The 18,165-nt window shown below is 48.1% G+C and carries 11 protein-coding genes; 9 read left to right on the top strand and 2 right to left on the bottom strand.

The window, feature by feature from the left end; all coding sequences use genetic code 11:
* The first annotated feature begins 308 nt into the window (after nt 1-308).
* From J2Z49_RS09290 to J2Z49_RS09255, 8 genes are all read left to right on the top strand, one after another.
* Nucleotides 309-1,214, top strand: coding sequence for a hypothetical protein (locus tag J2Z49_RS09290; RefSeq protein WP_307402377.1), 906 nt, complete (start codon nt 309-311; stop codon nt 1,212-1,214).
* Nucleotides 1,186-6,021: a DEAD/DEAH box helicase gene (locus J2Z49_RS09285; RefSeq protein WP_307402375.1), complete on the top strand. Its 4,836-nt coding sequence runs from the start codon at nt 1,186-1,188 to the stop codon at nt 6,019-6,021. The genes J2Z49_RS09290 and J2Z49_RS09285 overlap by 29 nt, the downstream gene beginning before the upstream one ends.
* Before the next feature lie 181 nt (nt 6,022-6,202).
* Nucleotides 6,203-9,004, top strand: a complete 2,802-nt coding sequence (locus J2Z49_RS09280) for a DEAD/DEAH box helicase (RefSeq protein WP_307402373.1) — start codon at nt 6,203-6,205, stop codon at nt 9,002-9,004.
* A gap of 2 nt (nt 9,005-9,006) precedes the next feature.
* Nucleotides 9,007-10,956 (top strand): BREX-3 system phosphatase PglZ, encoded by a 1,950-nt coding sequence (gene pglZ, locus J2Z49_RS09275; RefSeq protein WP_307402370.1) that lies wholly within the window; start codon nt 9,007-9,009, stop codon nt 10,954-10,956.
* Nucleotides 10,956-11,675, top strand: coding sequence for a hypothetical protein (locus J2Z49_RS09270; protein WP_307402368.1), 720 nt, complete (start codon nt 10,956-10,958; stop codon nt 11,673-11,675). Before pglZ ends, J2Z49_RS09270 begins: the two co-directional genes overlap by 1 nt.
* A 449-nt stretch (nt 11,676-12,124) precedes the next feature.
* Nucleotides 12,125-13,228: a DUF262 domain-containing protein gene (locus J2Z49_RS09265; RefSeq protein WP_307402366.1), complete on the top strand. Its 1,104-nt coding sequence runs from the start codon at nt 12,125-12,127 to the stop codon at nt 13,226-13,228.
* Entirely contained in the window at nt 13,225-14,316 is a 1,092-nt protein-coding gene (locus tag J2Z49_RS09260; RefSeq protein ID WP_307402364.1) for an AAA family ATPase, read from the top strand. Before J2Z49_RS09265 ends, J2Z49_RS09260 begins: the two co-directional genes overlap by 4 nt.
* On the top strand, nt 14,317-15,261 hold the full coding sequence (locus tag J2Z49_RS09255; RefSeq protein WP_307402361.1) for a hypothetical protein: 945 nt from the start codon (nt 14,317-14,319) through the stop codon (nt 15,259-15,261).
* Nucleotides 15,262-15,365: 104 nt separating this feature from the next.
* Here J2Z49_RS09255 and J2Z49_RS09250 read toward each other — a convergent pair whose 3' ends face one another.
* Together J2Z49_RS09250 and J2Z49_RS09245 are read right to left on the bottom strand one after the other, a co-directional pair.
* On the bottom strand, nt 15,366-15,551 hold the full coding sequence (locus J2Z49_RS09250; RefSeq protein ID WP_307402359.1) for a PIN domain-containing protein: 186 nt from the start codon (nt 15,549-15,551) through the stop codon (nt 15,366-15,368).
* Nucleotides 15,552-15,668: 117 nt separating this feature from the next.
* On the bottom strand, nt 15,669-16,439 hold the full coding sequence (locus tag J2Z49_RS09245) for a nucleotidyltransferase domain-containing protein (protein ID WP_307402357.1): 771 nt from the start codon (nt 16,437-16,439) through the stop codon (nt 15,669-15,671).
* Nucleotides 16,440-16,687: 248 nt separating this feature from the next.
* On the opposite strand from J2Z49_RS09245, the gene J2Z49_RS09240 reads away from it, so the two are divergent.
* Nucleotides 16,688-18,109, top strand: a complete 1,422-nt coding sequence (locus J2Z49_RS09240) for an ATP-binding protein (RefSeq protein WP_307402355.1) — start codon at nt 16,688-16,690, stop codon at nt 18,107-18,109.
* The last annotated feature ends 56 nt before the right edge of the window (nt 18,110-18,165 follow it).

The raw sequence follows: 18,165 nt of genomic DNA, 5'->3' as shown, positions 1-18,165 counted from the left end.
TTCGTCTCATCAGGGGGATCAATGCTGGTTATTTTTGTTCTCCAGTGGGTCAATTTTATTTGCACAAAGTGGGTCAATTCTATTGACAATCAACATTTGATACCCGACAACAACAGCTTTGTGGGGAAATATGTTATTATGTACAGGAAGGGCAAAACTTTAGACTTGAAGTTTGCGTAGATATTCCAAATGTTCGCTGGCGGAAAGGTGAAACTGACACTTGGAAGTCCGAAGTAGAAGAAATATGGCATGAAGACCTGGGGGAAGTTCAGCTGCGATTGCCACCTTTTATTTCAGGGTTGGTTACATTGGCTTTGGAAGACCACAGACAAGTTATTTCCCGCCCGATTAAGCAGGAGCTTGTTGTCTTTGACCTACGGCAATTCAGTGATGCCCTCCGGGAGAGCAACCAAGCTATTCAGACTTTGTTACTTGTTTTTGAGGATAATCGCCTTCCTCCATTTACCCTTGTTCGGGTGAGGACTCGCTGGCAGGTAGCGGGGATTAAAATAGAACAGAGGCTTCAGGATGATGTACGAACAATTGTTCTGGAATGGGAGGATCTGGGCAGAGCTTTCAACAGGGTTGTTCGTTTCTGGCCGCTAGATATGCCTGGAATAAGCATGATTGAACATTTTATTCCCGATGGGGTTTCCAGGGTGGAAATTGTTGAATCCAAGGGCCGATTGCCAGCAGGTCGGTACAGACTGCAGTTTGCTGTTGATGATCCATGGGGTGAAGATGAAACCCTGTTGCCAGAGCCTGATAGCGAGAATTTCATAGATGTTATGATTGGTTCCAGGGACGAAAGATTGCAGGATGTATTAGAAATGGGGCTTACCATAGAGGCTTTTGAGTGTGAGGGTAAAAAGATTTCGGCAGGAAGAGAATACTGGATCCAGGATATTCATATCTCCCCCGAATTTGAGGGCGAGGAACGGTTCCAGGGGATAGTTTGTACTGCTGATCAGGAGGGTAAGCCCATCGCGCTGGATTATAATCCCGTAAGTTTTTATTTGGAATTTGAAGATTCTAACAGGTTGCCCTTTCTGCAGGATAAAGATAGAGATGGAGTAATGTATTGCATAAGATGCCGGGCGTTATTTTGGGAGAATGCACACAGAGAATGCAAAAATGAGGTAATTTTCCCCGATTATATACATGTTGTGGTAAGGAGGGGGAAAGATGGGTTTAGATCCGCTGAAAGCGACTGATGCAATTGTAAACCGGTACCTGGATTACCTGGAAACAACTTTTGCCTTCAATGATATGGGGTTACATAAGCAGTTGGCTGACGAATTGAGAAAGCCAGAAAAATTTGCCAGGGGGCCTATTTTGGAAGCTACTCCGCCTTTTGAGAGTGGTAATTCAGTGAATTTCCTGATAGAACAGGGAGTGCTGTCTCCCGAGTTCAGGAAGTTGAGCACACCGGAATTACCCTTGGATCGGAATTTATATTTGCATCAGGAAATTGCTATCCGAAAGCTGGTGGAAGACAAAAGAAATATTATTGTAGCTACCGGTACCGGCAGCGGAAAGACTGAAACATTTTTGATCCCTATCCTCAACCATTTGTTCCGGCAGAAGGAACAAGGCCGGCTCGGACCGGGAGTACGAGCATTGTTGCTGTACCCTATGAACGCCCTGGCCAACGATCAGTTAAAAAGGCTGCGCAAACTGCTAAAGAATTACCCTGACATTACCTTTGGAAGCTACACGGGAGAGACGGAACAGAACGAGAATCGGGCGGTTGAACGTTTCAAACAAATGAACCCGAAAGAAGTTTTACTGTCCAACGAATTGCTTTCCAGGGAGAGGATGAAGGAGTCACCCCCACATATTCTGCTTACCAATTATGCCATGCTGGAATTCTTATTACTGCGCCCCGAAGACCATGTATTTTTTGATAGTGAATATGCCCGGGATTGGCGCTTTATCGTTATTGATGAAGTTCATACATATTCAGGAGCTAAAGGAATCGAAATGGCCATGCTCTTGAGGCGGCTGAAAGATAGAGTTGTGGAAAGCAAACCAGGAGCCCTGCAATGCATAGGTACCAGTGCTACGTTGGGAGGAAGTGAAAAAGATTTTAAGCAGTTGGCCGTCTTTGGAGAAAGATTATTTGGCGAGAAGTTTGAATGGATTGCCAGTGACCCTGCACGTCAGGATGTAGTAATTGGTTATAAGAAACAGCTGATTATTGCCGAAAGGAGCTGGGGCAGTCCGGACAGTGAACTTTACCAGCGATGGGTTGAGATCGTTGATGGGAAAGACCCGGATAAAATACCCACTTTGATGCGTGAAGGTCTTAGTTCAGGAGTCCCTGAGGAAATCTTGAAAGCAGCACAGAAGAACTGTAGTGGGGAATGGACCAGATTTATCTACCTGGTCCTTTCCGGTGACAGCCGGGTAATTACTTTGCAACAGATGCTGGAAAAAAAGCCGTGTTCTATCGCTGATGCGGCCAGCGAATTATTCCCGGGTGATAAAGACAGACAAAGTCATTTAGTGGCCCTTGTATACCTGGCAAATAAAGCCAAACTGGATAATGACGGGCAACCCCTTTTGCCGGCCAGGTACCATTTGTTTATTCGGGCGGTTGAAGGTGGATATGTTTCGTTGTTGCCCGAAAAGCGACTGTATATGGAAAGACGGGAGTGGATTGAGGAAAGTAACGGCAGCCGTTATCCTGTCTTTGAAGCTGCTACCTGCCGTCGGTGCAATTCGCTGTATCTGGTGGGAGAATTGGATAAGGTTGGCCAGCATGACTTTCTCAAGCAGCCAGGTAATCGCTTTTACGACGATAGTAACAACCTGGTATATTTTTTACTTCTTGAGGATAAAGAGCCTGTTTCCGAAGAAAACGAAGATGAAATAGTTGGTGGTGGTGGAGAAGAAATACCGGCGGAGGAAGTCTATCTTTTGTGTGGAAAATGCAGGTCTGTGAAATCTGCTGCCAATATTGAACCCCCTTGCGATTGTGGAAAAGAATGTATCTTCACGGTAATTAAAGTACCAAGTAAAAACGGAAATGTCCATAGGTGTCCGGCCTGCGGAAGTATCAATGCCCTGGGTTCTGTGGTAAGGCGATTTGTGGTGGGAGCTGAGGCTGTGACCAGCGTTCTGGCTACTGCTCTCTACCAGCAAATACCTGAGCAGACTGGGGAATTGAAAACCGATATTGTTGCTGAAGATGATTGGGAAACTACCGGTGGCACCGACGATTACAAAAGCAACCGTCGCCTGCTGATTTTTTCTGACAGCCGCCAGGACGCCGCTTATTTTGCCAGCTACCTGCAAGCCTCTTACAATCAGATTTTGCAGCGCCGGTTGATAATTATGACTCTGGAGAAATACAAGGACAAAGTCCTGGCCAATCAGTGGATGGTTAACGATTTAGCTGACTTTGTCAAGAAGATGCTTGGCGATCTACAGCTATTTCCTAAAATGAGTTACCAGCAATTAGAAACGGAAGCCTGGAAATGGGTGCTGCATGAATTTATGGCCGGAGACCGCACCTTAGGGCTGGAGGGGCAAGGATTGCTGGGATTTATGCCGGTACCGCCGCCAAACTGGAGCCCGCCTAAAGCTTTTTGTAGAGAACCCTGGAACTTTACTGCCGACGAAGCAACCACTCTCATCATGGTTTTATTGGACAGTGTGCGGAGAAACGGTGCTGTTCGTTTCCCCGATTGTGTTGATCCTAGAGATTCCTTCTTTGCACCCCGAAATAAAGAGTATTATTTTAAAGAAAACATGTCGGTTCCAGGACGGATTTACAGCTGGAACCCTGCTGCTAAAGGCCGTAGCAATTCCCGGCTGGATTATTTGTTGCGATTGGCAGATGTTATAGGTAACGGAATTAGACGCCCAGAGGTTGAAGAGCTACTGGCCAAGATCTGGAGCAAGTTGCTTGCAGGTGAAAGAGCTCCGTGGAAAACTCACTTTTCCAGCCATCATGAATCAAAAAAGTACGGTGATGTGTATTGCCTGAAACCGGAATACTGGAGGATACTCCCGGCAGTGATTGACGATTCTGTGACCTGGTATCGTTGCAGCAAATGCCATGGCCTAACGGTGCATAATCTTCGGGGTGTCTGCCCCACCTACAGGTGCGATGGCAGGCTAGTTGCATGTAACCCTGCAAAAGAACTGGCAAACAATCATTATCGCAAATTGTACCTTGATACCTTGCCTTTAGTAATGCAAGCCAGCGAACACACTGCCCAGCTTACTACTGAAAGGGCTAGTAGAGTTCAGAAAGAGTTCTATGATGGACAGGTTAATGTTTTGAGCTGTTCTACTACCTTTGAGCTGGGTGTTGATGTGGGGGAACTGGAAACCGTTTTTATGCGCAATGTACCACCGACGGCGGACAATTACATTCAGCGGGCCGGGCGGGCTGGCAGGAGGACTAGCTCAACAGCCTTTGCTCTCACCTTTTGCCAGCGCCGTTCCCATGACTTTGCCTACTATACTGACCCGCTGCGGATTATTAAGGGAGAAATTCGTTCCCCGCATATCGAGATCAGCAACGAAAAAATTATAAAGCGGCACATGTATGCAGTTGCTTTGGCGATGTTTTGGAAACGATGGCCGGAGTATTTTGGCCAGGTCAATGCCTTCTTTAAGGAGTCCGAAAAATCAGCTACCTGGGTTTTAAAGGATTTTTTACGAAAACGACCCGTGGAATTGAAAGCCAGCCTGAAGCGGATTATTCCCGAAAAAATGTGGGAAAGGCTTGGTGTTGACGATTGGAGCTGGGTCGAGGAGCTTTTACATGAGCGGGATGGAGTGCTTAGCAAGGCAGAGGCGCAACTGATGGCAGATCTGCGGGAATTAAAAGCCGTCGAAAGGGAATACAGGGATGCAGGGAGATATGAAAAAGCCCTTGCTGTTCAAAAGACTATCAATACCCTGGAAAAGCGCTATATTCTCAACTTTTTGTCTCAGCATAATGTGATTCCCAAGTATGGTTTTCCTGTAGATGTGGTGGAATTGCAGATCTATCACCATGGTGAGGAAGCCAGAGGTTTGGAACTCGACAGGGATCTCAAGGTAGCGTTGTCCGAATACGCACCGGGGAGTCAGGTAATTGCAGGGGGCAAGTTATGGACCAGCAGGTACCTGAAAAAGCTCCCGGACCGGGAACCTGTAAAATATATGTATGCCATTTGTGATCATTGTGGTTACTACCAAAGTGACATAGCGGATAAACAGTCGGTTATGGATACATGTATTTGTGGCGAGAAAATAGGTAACCAGCGTGGGATATTTATTACCCCTGAATTTGGTTTTATCGCCGACAAGCCTATGGCACCTACCATGTCAAAACCTCAAAAAACTTACACCACCCGGAAGTACTTTGCTCAGGAAGGAAGGATGGAAGAGGAAATCACTTTGAACCTGGGTGCTTTTAATCTCAAGATACAGGCTGGCGAAGGCAAGCTGGCAGTAATAAACAGCGCCGGGAAGAGAGGTTTTAAGATCTGTCAATTCTGTGGTTATGCTGAGGTTAATACAGGGAAACCTTTGCCTTCTCATAAAACACCTTGGGGAAAAGACTGTAAAGGCCGAGCTGATCGCTATTCATTGGGTTACGAATTTAAAACCGATATTCTAATGCTGTGGTTACCAGATTACGATGACAGACGCACAGGCTTCTGGGATTCTTTGTTATATGGGTTGCTGGAGGGGGCTTGCAACGCATTGGAGATCGAACGACAGGATGTTGATGGCACTTTATACCCTTATGCGGGCAATCCCCACAGTCCTGCCCTGGTGCTGTTTGATGATGTACCCGGCGGGGCAGGTCATGTTAAGAGGATTGCAGAAAAAGAAAGTTTCATGGATGTTTTGCGCCGGACGTTAGAGATAGTATCCAAATGTGAATGTGGTGGCAAACGAGCTGATACCAGCTGCTATGGCTGCCTGCGAAATTACACCAATCAGTATTGCCATGATAGATTAAATCGGGGGTACGTAATAGAATTCGTAGAAAAGTTATTAGGCTGTCTTTAAATCTACTTCTTTAAATTAAAGCAATGTACCATTATCCCAGGAAATTCGTTTCTATAAAATAGTTTACTTACGGAGAAGCTACCTAACTTAGCTTTCAATCAGCCTCATTTTAATGACAAGTTCCTGACGCGGCTGGAGGATAAAACTTGTGGCCGGTGAGGTGTAAACTTTGCGGCATGATGTGTTGTGGCGTCCGGGCGACTGGGCCTGGAGCCGGGAATATCGTGAACCGGTGCGAATAATCGAAGCCGTCAATTTATGGGATCAGACGGTCTACCGCGTCTGGGTACCGGGCAGGGATTCTATCGTCCGCCTTTCGGGGAATGAATTATCGCCCATAACCCGGTCTGAGGGGTACAGCCGGGAAAGATTGATCTATACAGTTTCCGCAGCAAGGAGCGCGGAAAGCCTGGCGCAGCCCGATGTGCTGCTGGCACCGCTGGAGGGGAGTGTAACTCTCCTTCCCCACCAGATCTACGCCCTTTCCCGGGCGATTTCCGGTAACAGGGTCCGTTTTCTCCTGGCTGACGAGGTGGGGCTCGGCAAGACCATCGAGGCCGGGCTCATCATGCGGGAACTAAAGCTCAGGGGCCTGGTGAGAAGGACGCTGGTGGTGGCGCCCAGGGGATTGGTTACCCAGTGGGTGCAGGAAATGGAGACCCGCTTCCGCGAAAGGTTTCACCTCATAATGCCCGCGGAGGTTACGGCTCTGTCATACCTCGAGGGAGACGCCAATGTCTGGCGGCGGTTTGACCAGGTCGTGGTTCCCATGGATGCCGTTAAACCTGTTCAATCGCGGCGGGGCTGGACCAGCGAACAGGTAAGCCGCTATAACCGTGAGCGCTTTGAAAACCTTATCTCTGCAGGATGGGATCTAATAATAGTGGATGAAGCCCATAGAATTGCCGGCAGCACAGATACTGTTGCCCGCTATCGCCTTGGTGAAGGCCTGGCTGAAGCGGCTCCGTATCTCCTCCTTCTTACCGCTACGCCCCACCAGGGGAAAACCGAAGCTTTTTACCGGCTTGTTGCCCTCCTGGATAAGGAGGCCTTTCCCAACATTGATTCGGTGAAGCGGGAACGGGTGGCTCCCTATGTCATCCGTACCGAAAAACGAAAGGCCGTTGACGCCCGTGGCAACCCGCTTTTTAAACCGCGTATAACTCTGCTTATCCCGGTTGGCTGGCAGGCCCGGCACCAAAAACAGCGGGAACTTTACGAGGCAGTCACAGAGTATGTGCGCCATGGGTACAACCAGGCTTTAAAAGAAAAACGGAACTACATCGGCTTTTTGATGGTTCTCATGCAGCGCCTGGTGGCCAGCAGTACCAGGGCAATCCGGACGGCGCTGGAACGGAGATTGGAAATAATTGAACAGGAAGTGCCCCTTCAGTTTCTTAATAACGAAGAAATGGAGCCGGGGGAAGACTGGTGGGACCTCGATGGACAGGAGCAGCTTGAGCAAATTCTTAAAAAGCGCCTGCTGGCCTTTGCCAATGAACGCGAAGAAGTTAACCGGTTGCTCAGTCTGGCGCGGCAGTGCGAGGCCCTGCAGCCTGATGCCCGGGCGGAGGAGTTATTGGAATGGCTGTATCGCCTGCAGGCCGAGGAGAATAATCCGGAGCTTAAGTTTCTTATTTTTACCGAGTTTATTCCGACCCAGGAAATGCTCAAGGAGTTCCTGGAACAAAGAGGTTTCAGTGTGGTATCCCTGAACGGGTCGATGGGGCTGGAGGAACGGCGTAGAGTCCAGCAGGAGTTTGCCGGCCCTGCCCGGGTGCTTATTTCTACCGATGCCGGTGGTGAGGGCTTAAACCTGCAGTTTTGTCACGTAGTTATTAACTACGATTTGCCGTGGAACCCGATGCGCCTGGAACAGCGCATTGGCCGGGTAGACCGTATCGGTCAAAAATACCCGGTGAGGGCGCTGAATTTTATTCTCCAGAATACCGTTGAGTTCCGGGTCCAGGAAGTCCTTGAAGAAAAATTGGCCACTATTTTAGCAGAATTCGGAGTAGATAAGATGGGTGATGTTCTTGATTCCGCTGAAGTTGCGGCGGAATTTGAGAATTTGTATAAAGAGGCCATCCTGAACCCGGAAGAGGTTCAAGCACACATTGAGCGGCTGGGAGCTTCTCTTCGGGAACGTGTGCTAGAGATAACTGCGGCCACGCAACTCCTGGGACAGGAAGAACAGATCGATGCAGGGCTTGCGGAGAAAATCTCAGAGCACCCATTACCATACTGGGTTGAACGTATGGTTATTAATTTCTTGCAGGGTGAAGGCGGTACAGTAAAGCGTAAACTGGTGGGTTACGACCTGACATGGCCTGACGGCTCTGTTATGAATAACGTGGTTTTCTCCCGTCAGGAAGCAGAGAATTATCATATGTCTTATTTAAGCTTAGAAGAGCCAAGGGTACGAGGGCTGGTAAATAGACTGCCGCGGGTGGTGGCCGGTCAGCCCATCCCCAGGATCAGGCTTAAAGGTTTATCCCACGAAATCTGCGGTTACTGGTCTTTATGGCGAATATCTCTTCTTGCCGGGAGCATGCGCAATATTCGGATTCTGCCCCTGTTCCAGCATAAAGACGGTAGAGTACTGCTGCCTACCGCCAGGAGGATATGGGATATGCTGCTCTCGGAGCAAACTTCCATCGGGATGGATGGCACCATTCAAGGGGAAAAATCCCGGGAAATCTTTGCAGAGCTTGAGGAGCTGGCCGTAAACTACGGACAAAATCATTACCTTGAACTGAAGAGCAAATATCAAGAGCTTCTCCAGAAGGAACGGGAAAAAGGTTTGTACGCGTTCCGCGCCCGCCGGGAAGCCATTATGAGGATAGGGCTGCCTGCTGTAAGGCAGCACCGCCTGGCAGAACTGGAATGCGAGGAAAGAGATTGGACGCTGCGCTTACAGGAAAGAGAAAGAGTCTTGCCCGAATTAAGTGCAGTTACGATTGTATATGTAGAAGGAGAATGACCATGAACTGGCGCGATATCATCCTTCAACATTTTCAGCCGAATATATCGCGTCTCACTTTAGCGGCGGATCCCGATGGTTTGCTGCTTGAAGAAGATATTCTTACGGCCCTTGGGGAAATGGGATTTGAGCTAATATCTTTTGGCGATCCCGTTGCCTTTCGTTATGCCTACGAATCTAAGTACCGCTGCAGGTGGGATCAAGGTGAGGCGGCTGAATTAATAGTGGTGGTACGAGGCAATGAGCAGGAATTACGCCGCCTGCCTTACGATATATGGAAAGCAGGGCGCAAGCTTTCCTTCACTCTGGCTGATATTTTCCCCAAGCTCAGCTATCCTGTAGTTGCGTCTCTTGAAAGATTTTACCTTGACAGGCTTTATAGGGCTTATTCAGAATACTATGGCGGTGAGTTGGGCGAAAGAACAACCAAGGAATTTATTTTAAAGCATGTTTTTGGAATAGTACCCGAACTCATAAATTCGCCGGTGGAACTGTTAAAAATGCTGCTGTCGCGCCACTGCAACATGGTTAGCGTACCCCCGATGCTGGATGAATTTCTTGTTAAATCTCTAAGGAAGAAGACCATTTTTCAAAGCTGGCCTCTGGAAGATATTGTCTCAAGCAGGGAAGCCTTTTTTGCTTTTCTTCAGACGAAGTGGAATCAATTTCTTAAGAGCCTGGCAGGAGGAGGTATCTTTGAGGAAGTTCCCTTTGACCATTACGATATACGGGTCTACATAGACGATCTTTTCTTGGAAGGACATTTACAACCTGTCCCGGTTGCAGGGCCTGAAGCCTTACCTGAGTGGGCGAAAGCAGGTGTTCTTTTCGATAAACGGAGTGAAGATAGGAAGAGACTCGAGGGGCTGTTAGAAAAAATCAAGAAGGACCTTCCGGAAGAGACGGCCACCTACAGGGATTGGCAACGATTGGCCGTGTTGTGGGCAGAAATGCTTGTTCTCAACGACGAACTAACCGGGGACGTGAAGACTGGTGGCAAAGCGAAAATCGAAGAACTGCATGAAACGATTGAAGAAAGATTTGCAAGCTGGATGATAAGGCGCTACGGTTCGTTAGTTAACCTTCCTTATACATCCAGGCCGGTGGTGTTGCATCACATACCACGCTATCTGGCTTACCGGCGATCCAGAGGGGGAGCGAGGAAGACTGCACTGGTGGTAATGGACGGTTTAGCGCTGGACCAGTGGCTGATTATGCGTCGTGTTCTGGCGGAAAAGCGGCGGAAGTGGAGGTTTGAGGAAAGCCAGGTTTTTGCCTGGGTGCCGACTTTGACCTCCATCTCGCGGCAGGCGCTTTTCGCGGCGGAGCCACCCCTTTATTTTAAAGATTCCCTAACCACAACCCAAAAGGAGGAACGGCACTGGCGCAAATTTTGGGAGGATTGCGGGGTTAAGAGGGGCAGCATTTTTTACCGCAAGGCTTCAGGCAGCGAGCCGGTGAACGAAATTGAGGAAGCTTTGAGCCCGCAGCTGGAGATTATCGGGCTGGTTATTGACAAGGTAGACAGGATTATGCATGGCATGGAGTTGGGTACCGCCGGTATGCACCAGCAAGTCCGATTATGGGCGGAACAGGGCTACCTGATGGAGCTCGTAGAGTATCTGCTTACAAACGAATTTGACGTTTTCCTGACTTCGGATCATGGCAATATTGCGGCCACGGGGGAAGGACGTTTGCCGGATGGAATCCTGGCTGAGACCCGAGGCGAGCGGGCCAGGATTTATGATAACGAAGCTTTTCGACGGCAGGTGCAGGAGAAAGTTGAAAACGCTTTACCCTGGCCGGGGTTTGGTTTGCCTGCGGACTGTTACGTGTTGCTGGCCAGGGGACGGTCCGCTTTTGTTTCCGAGAGGGAAGAAGTAATAAGCCATGGCGGAATATCTTTGGAAGAAGTTATCGTCCCCTTTGTGAGAATTTGGGAGGAGCATTGATGATGAATTCAAATATAGGTTTCGACAGACGTATTAAACTAGAGTGGCTGGATGCTACGGCCTGGAAAGCGGGAACGGAAGGAAACGCAGATGAAGTACGCAAATACCTTAACGAGCTTTTAAGTACGGAATACAAAAATAAGGAGGCTCGAAGGAAAACTGTTACAGTATTAACTCGTATATGGGCAAGGGTACCAGATGAGCACCAATTATTACAAGGCAGGGCCCTAAAAATTTTACTCGAAAGCGACCCCGCGACGCGCCTCTGGCTGCACTGGGGTATGATGCTGTTGGCCTATCCATTTTTCCGGGACATAGCGACGATAATCGGCCGTCTATTGACGCTTCAGAATGAAGTTTCTTTGCAACAAATTTCCCGTCGTTTAGCGGAGTGCTGGGGGGAGAGGGCAACAGTGCGACGGGCCTGCCAGCGGGTAGTTCGTTCAATGGTGGACTGGGGTGTTCTCGAGGACACGTCTACGAAGGGTATTTATGTCCCTGCCGCAAAGAAGGAAACCACCAGTGAAGATGTTCAATTATGGTTTTTGGAAGCCCTGTTGCGTTCAGAACCAACCCCGATAATGCCGCTTCAACAATTATTACAAATACCTTCAGCTTTCCCGTTTCACCTGGATATTCCGGTGGTTGCCATACGACAATCAAAGGAGCTTGAGATACAGCGCCAGGGTTTGGATTTGGATATGGTGGTTATCAGGTAATTCTTGGGCTTAATAAGCGTTTCTGGTATCCCGGAGCGCTTATTTAAAGGGCTTGATGTTGGCGGTGTCCACGGGAAAACTTTGTGGCTACCGGGATTTCCTCTTTGGCCATCAGCATCCCGACCAGGATCTGGATCCGGTCCGAGGGAGCAGTGATCTTTGGATTAACCCTTTTCGGTCAGGCCCTTTGGCCCTTTTCCTTAGAAAATAGGTGTGCCCCAGAACACCAGATCTACCTCCAGGTTGAACAGATTTTTACCTGCTCAAAAAGGGTAAGCTCAATTTCATCTTTGGATTCGGCCAGAAAATACTTTTCCTGTTTCTTAAAGATGTGGTAAGATCTTTACCGAAAGAAACCGGTTTGCCTGTATTCTGGTCTGAAAACAGTGAGCATCGTCGGAGAAAAGCAAAGGTGCCGGAGGTCAATTATGATAGTGAGTGATGAAAATATGGAGCAAAGAATAAACGATACCGGTGTTGAAAAAGAGGATATTATTGGTTCGGAGAGTATAAAACAACCTTATGACCCGGGCCGGATTAATGTGGTTCGCCAGGAGATGACTGTATTTCAAGTATTGCGGAAGATAAGTAACAAAGAAATTAACCTCGAACCTGATTTTCAAAGGAACCTGGTTTGGGATGAAACCCGGCAAAGCAGGCTTATTGAATCAATCTTAATCCGGATTCCTTTACCCAGTTTTTATATGGACGCTACCAACGATGATGAATGGTTAATTATTGACGGGTTGCAGCGTTTATCTACTTTGCATCGTTATGTCAATGAGGAAAAATTTGCCCTCCAGGGACTGGAATTTCTTGAAGAACTAAAAGATAAGAAATTTAGTCAGTTGCCGCGGAGCTATCAAAGAAGGATTGAGGAAACGCCTCTTTTTCTGTACATTATCAGACCGGAGACTCCTCCTGAGGCAAAGTTTACTATTTTCAGGAGAATCAATACCGGCGGAGTGTTTCTTAATGCTCAGGAAATTCGTCATTGTTTGTACCGGGGTAAATCAACGGAATTACTGAAAGAACTGGCATCTTCTCTGGAATTTCGAAAAGCTACGAGCAATTCTGTATCGCCTGCTCGGATGGATGACCGGGAGTGCGTCATTCGTTTTTTTGCTTTTTATCTGACTCCTTATTATGAATATCAAAAGCGTGACTTTGATTATTTTCTTGGTGATACAATGGTTAAAATTAACCAGATGTCGGATAATGAACTTGCGCAAATATCGAAAGCTTTTAAAGACGCGATGATTAAGGCAGAAGCGGTCTTCGGAAAAAATGCCTTCAGAAAGCCGAAAGGTAGAGATCAACGTGCACGTAATCCGATTAATAAAGCGTTGTTCGAAGCCTGGTCAGTCTGCCTTCAAAAATATCCTCTGGATGTTTTGGTAAAAAATAAGGAAAAGATTAAGGAAAGATTTATTTATTACATGAATAATGACCCGGAATTTGTCAACTCTATCTCTCAGGGTACAGGTGAAGTTAAAAAAGTGCATAAACGCTTCGAAGTTATTGAAAAGATTATCAGGGAGGGGATCAATTGATTGCTTATATCCGGCTACAGCGGTTTAAGTGTTTTCTTGATCAGACTGTCCAGTTTGCACCGTTAAGTATTCTCTGCGGAACCAATAATACCGGGAAATCGACCGTTATTCAAGCCTTATTATTTTTAAGGCAATCGGCAATGACGAGTAATTTTGCGAAACCAGACTTGCCGCTTAACGGTTCTCTTGTTCATATGGGAACTGCGAGGGATCTTTTTTGCCAATGGGCGGAAGAAGATAACATCCAGATATCGATTGCTTTTTCTGATCTGCTCGGTCGTGTTTTTACCTGCAAATTAGCTTATTGCCGGGAAGAACCTGATGCCCTTTCGATGAAATTAATGGAAAGCCCGTCCGATCTCCCTTCGAACACACTTTTTGCAGACAGATTTTTTTATCTTGGAGCCGAAAGAATGGGACCACAGTTGGTTTATCCGGTCAGTGAAGATTCTCTGGAAGCCATGCACGTTGGAATTCGAGGGGAATATACTGCTCATTGCCTGCATCAGTTTGGAAACAAAAAGATTAAGTTGCCGCAATTAAAACATTCACCGGAAGATCGTTCAATCGAGCTATTATTTCAGGTGGAAGAATGGCTTAAAGATATGCTACCGGGAGGGATAATGATCAACCCTGCGCGGATTACGCAAGCCGATATCTTGCAGGTAAGCTTTCGCGATTCTGAAAGAAATACAGATTATTTGAGACCGACAAGCATCGGCTTCGGTATTTCATATTGTTTGCCCATAATTGTTGCAGGGCTCATGGCGGAAAAGGGTAATCTGCTGATCGTGGAAAATCCGGAAGCGCATTTACATCCCCATGCACAATCCCGGATGGGTATTTTTTTAAGCAAACTGGCGGCAGCGGGCGTCCAGGTAATCCTGGAAACACACAGCGATCATCTGTTGAATGGGGTCAGGATAGCGGTAAAAAAAGGTTACATTAATGAAAAGTACGTTTCAATTAACTTTTTTGAGCGGGATTATAATATCGTCCGTCCTGCAATAGATGCCGACGGAAGAATAGATATATGGCCTGATGGATTTTTTGACCAGGCAGAAAAGGATCTTGGGGAGTTGATTTAGGTGAATATATTTTTAAACGAACTATCTTTTTGTGGACAGGCTTCTAATAAATATCAGGGAGCAAAATTAATGAGTGATATGTTAAAGGTATTAAAAATTTTACAAACAATTTCTAACGAACCAATTGCTACTTCCAATATCCTGTGGAAAAGGGAAATTGGACCTCAATATTCTGTACGTGATTATATCTACGATCGAAATATTGACCAGGCAGTACGAAATTATTTCCAGATAATAACGACTAAAGGACCATATATTGAATATCTGTTTGGTCAGTCGTTTAATGAACATAAATGTTATCTACAAAATGAAAACATCCTGGATGTTTCCTGGACTTCTGTAGCTGCGGCATTCTTCTTCGATGGTATTCTAGCAAGCTTAAAAGGAGCGCCACAATTTGCTTCCGAAATAATAAATGTATTCTGTTGTCTGAAAGGTGACGAACGGCAGGAAGCAGATATAATTAATCTGTGCAACCCTGATCAAGCAGATTCCTTCGTGAGAAATTTTTTACGGCAAAACTTGAATTCATGGGAAAATTTATGGCATAGTCGTGACGCTCTTTTTCCTGAAATTACTTTTTGTGAGGAAGTTAAAAGTCAATTGCAAAGCTCAAATTATTCTCCTTTGGTACTTCGAAATATCATCCGCCATCTTGAGTGCATGAACAAATACATGAAGTCAATTAGATCTGGTGAAATCAAAGCGCCAAATTATACCCAGATGGGTATAGAAGCTTCGCAGGAATCAGAAATTACCTTAAAACATTATGGCCATCTTCGGACCTTTAAATGTCCGGATGGTAAAAAAAGGGTATTTAGCTGGCACAGCAAAATTAAGGGAAAGGTGAACCTCCGCATCTATTTTTACCCACCCGATAAGGAAAATGAACATTTTCTGATTGGTTATATCGGTAGACATCTTCCTATATGGACAGAGAAATAATATGATTTCCCTGCAAAAACCTCCGTCGCATAATAAATTGCGCTGGAAAAGCTTAAATTGATAGCCGCACAGAATTTCGTCAGATATGACTAGGCTATTCGGTGTTATTTCTCCTGCGGATATCCCGGGGGTTTGACCAGATTTACGTTTAACTTTTCGAAATCACTATCAAAAGAACAGACACTTTCTTCGTGTTGTTTGGCCAGAGCGGCGAGGTAGGCATCTACAAAATCAATGTTTTTTCTGCCATGTCTTGTAAAGCCTGGACAGCGCTTACCAACAGCCAGCATATGTCCTTCATCGAGCTATGTCAAGCCGTTCCCTTAGGGCAGGATCCCACTGTTACGGGCAGAGACCGGGTTGCAGGTTCTGGGTGGCGCCGCAAGGCTCTATTTCGCCGGTCGCTGCTACTGCTTCACGGTCCTTTCCAGGGCGTCTTCCACCTGCAGGGCATAGTCAGCCAGCAGGTGGAGGTGATGGTGCAGGTATTCCCACGCCTGGAAGTTTACACGGTCGTGGCACAGTATATTGATGGCTTCTGTGATAAAGGAAGCCGCCCGCCGGGTAATGATGCCGGCCCGGTACAGTACCAGGGGCAGCTGTTGCCGTTCTTCCGGTACGGGTAGCCCCAGCCTGACCACCGCCCGGTGGGCCAGGTTCAGGCAGGTGCGCAGAATGCCCTCATAGGAGGCAAAAACCTGGCCCCGGGCGGTGCGGACGATCCAGGTTGCCTTTAGCCGCCAGGCGGCAATGGTGGCCTCCTCCGGCGTAGGGCAGCCGCGCCGGAAAGCCAGCTTTTCCAGTTCCACTTTAAAGGAATGGTCCGGGGTGTGGACCGGCAGGGCGCCGGCCAGCATCCAGGGGAGGGAAGAAAGGGTGTGGGGTGCGTTCAGCACCACCACTTCCACCGGGGTGAAGAGCCATTCCGCCCAGGGTTCGGCGTCATAACCGGGAAAAAGCGCCTCCGTCAGGGAGGATTCCAGTGCCGCTGCCAGGTCCAGGGCGTCGTCTGTGTTCGGGCACAGGGAGGGGTAAAGGCCGATGCCCACATCCACATCACTCAGAGGGGTGGCCGTGCCCCCGGCATAAGACCCCATCAAATAGGCCACGGCCACCTGTGGCCGGTCCTGGACATGGCGTTTAATTTCACTGATAATTTTTTCGCTCTCGAGAAGCATTTTTATTCCTCCCCGGGTGCAGGTAAAACAGTGCAGGTAAATGGGAGTGCCCCTCCGGGGTAAACGAACCTTGCAAATGGCTTCGGTGACTGATAGCCTTTTCCTTCGAGCGACGGGTGATGATTACCGGTTGTTTATTTTATTTGTTGCTAATTGCATCCGGGATTGAGTCCGGTTATTTTATTTAGTATAATCTTGATTAGACTAATCATATCATAATCAAGTTATATTAGCAATGAGGTGCTGCTGTGACTTTTGTGAACCGCAAAGCTGAACTACACTGGCTGGAGGAAGCTTATGGAAGCTGTCGTGCCGGGCTGCTGGTGTTATACGGCCGCCGGCGGGTGGGGAAAACGGAACTGCTCAGGGTTTTTTGCCGGGAGAAGAGACACGTCTTTTTTGTGGCCGACCTGGCGCCCGACCGGGAGCAGCTGGCCGCTTTTTCGCAGCGGCTGTGGGAGCAGGCCTACGGACAGGCAGAAACGGGTTTTTCCTTTCCTTCCTGGGAAGCTGCCTTCCGTTTTATGGGCGGGCTGGCCCGCCAGGAGCGGCTTATTGTGGTGCTGGATGAATTCCCCTACCTTATGGAGACCAATCCGGCCATACCTTCCATTCTGCAGAAAGTCTGGGACGAGGAATTGAGGAATACCGGGATATTGTGTATTTTGTGCGGTTCCTATGTAGGAGTGATGGAGAGGGAGGTTCTGGGATATAAGAGCGCTCTCTACGGCAGGCGCACCGGGCAATACCTGATTGAGCCCCTGCACTTTCACGATATGGCGGGCTTTTTCCCGGGGAGGGATCCTATCTGGCAGGTGGAAGCCTACGCCGTGCTCGGTGGAGTGCCGGCATACCTGCTGGAATTTATGGATGAAGATGATCTTTTTGCCGGCATTGCCCGCCGGGTGCTGCGCCGGGGCACCTTCCTCTATGAAGAACCGCGTTTTCTTCTCATGCAGGAACTGCGGGAGCCGGCCAATTATTTTGCCGTGCTCAGGGCCATTGCCCACGGCAAAACCCGCCTGAATGAAATCACCCAGGCGGCAGGCCTGCGCGACCGCAGCGCCGCTTCCCGTTACCTGGACATATTAAGGGACATGGGTTTAATCCAGCGTCTGGTGCCGGTGACGGAAAAGCAGCCGCAGAAAAGCCGCCGGGGTATTTACCGGTTACAGGATCAATTTCTGCGCTTCTGGTTTCGCTTCGTTTACCCCAACCGCAGCGACCTGGAGGAGGGAAAAGCGGAGAGGGTGCTGGAAACCAGGATCAAGCCCCATTTTCCGGAGTTTGTTGGCCCGGCCTTTGAAGAGGTTTGCCGGCAGCATTTGCGCCTTTTAGGGCGGCGGGGGAAACTTCCCTTTTATCCCCACCGACTGGGCTCCTGGTGGGACGGGCAGAACGAACTGGACCTGCTGGCCATCAGTGAGGATGAAGCGGCCATTATGGTGGGCGAGTGCAAGTGGTGGGCAAAACCGGTAGGGGCGAATGTACTCTCCGAACTCCAGCAAAAGGCCAAAGCCGTGCTGCCCCATTTTCAGCGGCCGCCGCATGTGTATTACGCCCTGTTTGCCCGGAATGGTTTCACTGAAGAGCTGCGTGAGATGGCGGCGGAACGACACGACCTGCTGCTTATTGAAGCCAGTAAGTTCCATGGTGCAGGCGATTTGTGAACGTTTATTCGCTGTGATTAAGTTTTCTAAAAGGCATTCTTTCCGCTGAGGTGAGC

Source organism: Desulfofundulus luciae (assembly GCF_030813795.1).
Classification (GTDB): Bacteria; Bacillota; Desulfotomaculia; order Desulfotomaculales; family Desulfovirgulaceae; genus Desulfofundulus; species Desulfofundulus luciae.
The sequence above is the reverse complement of the archived record's forward strand: the minus strand, read 5'-3'. Positions and strand labels throughout refer to the sequence as shown.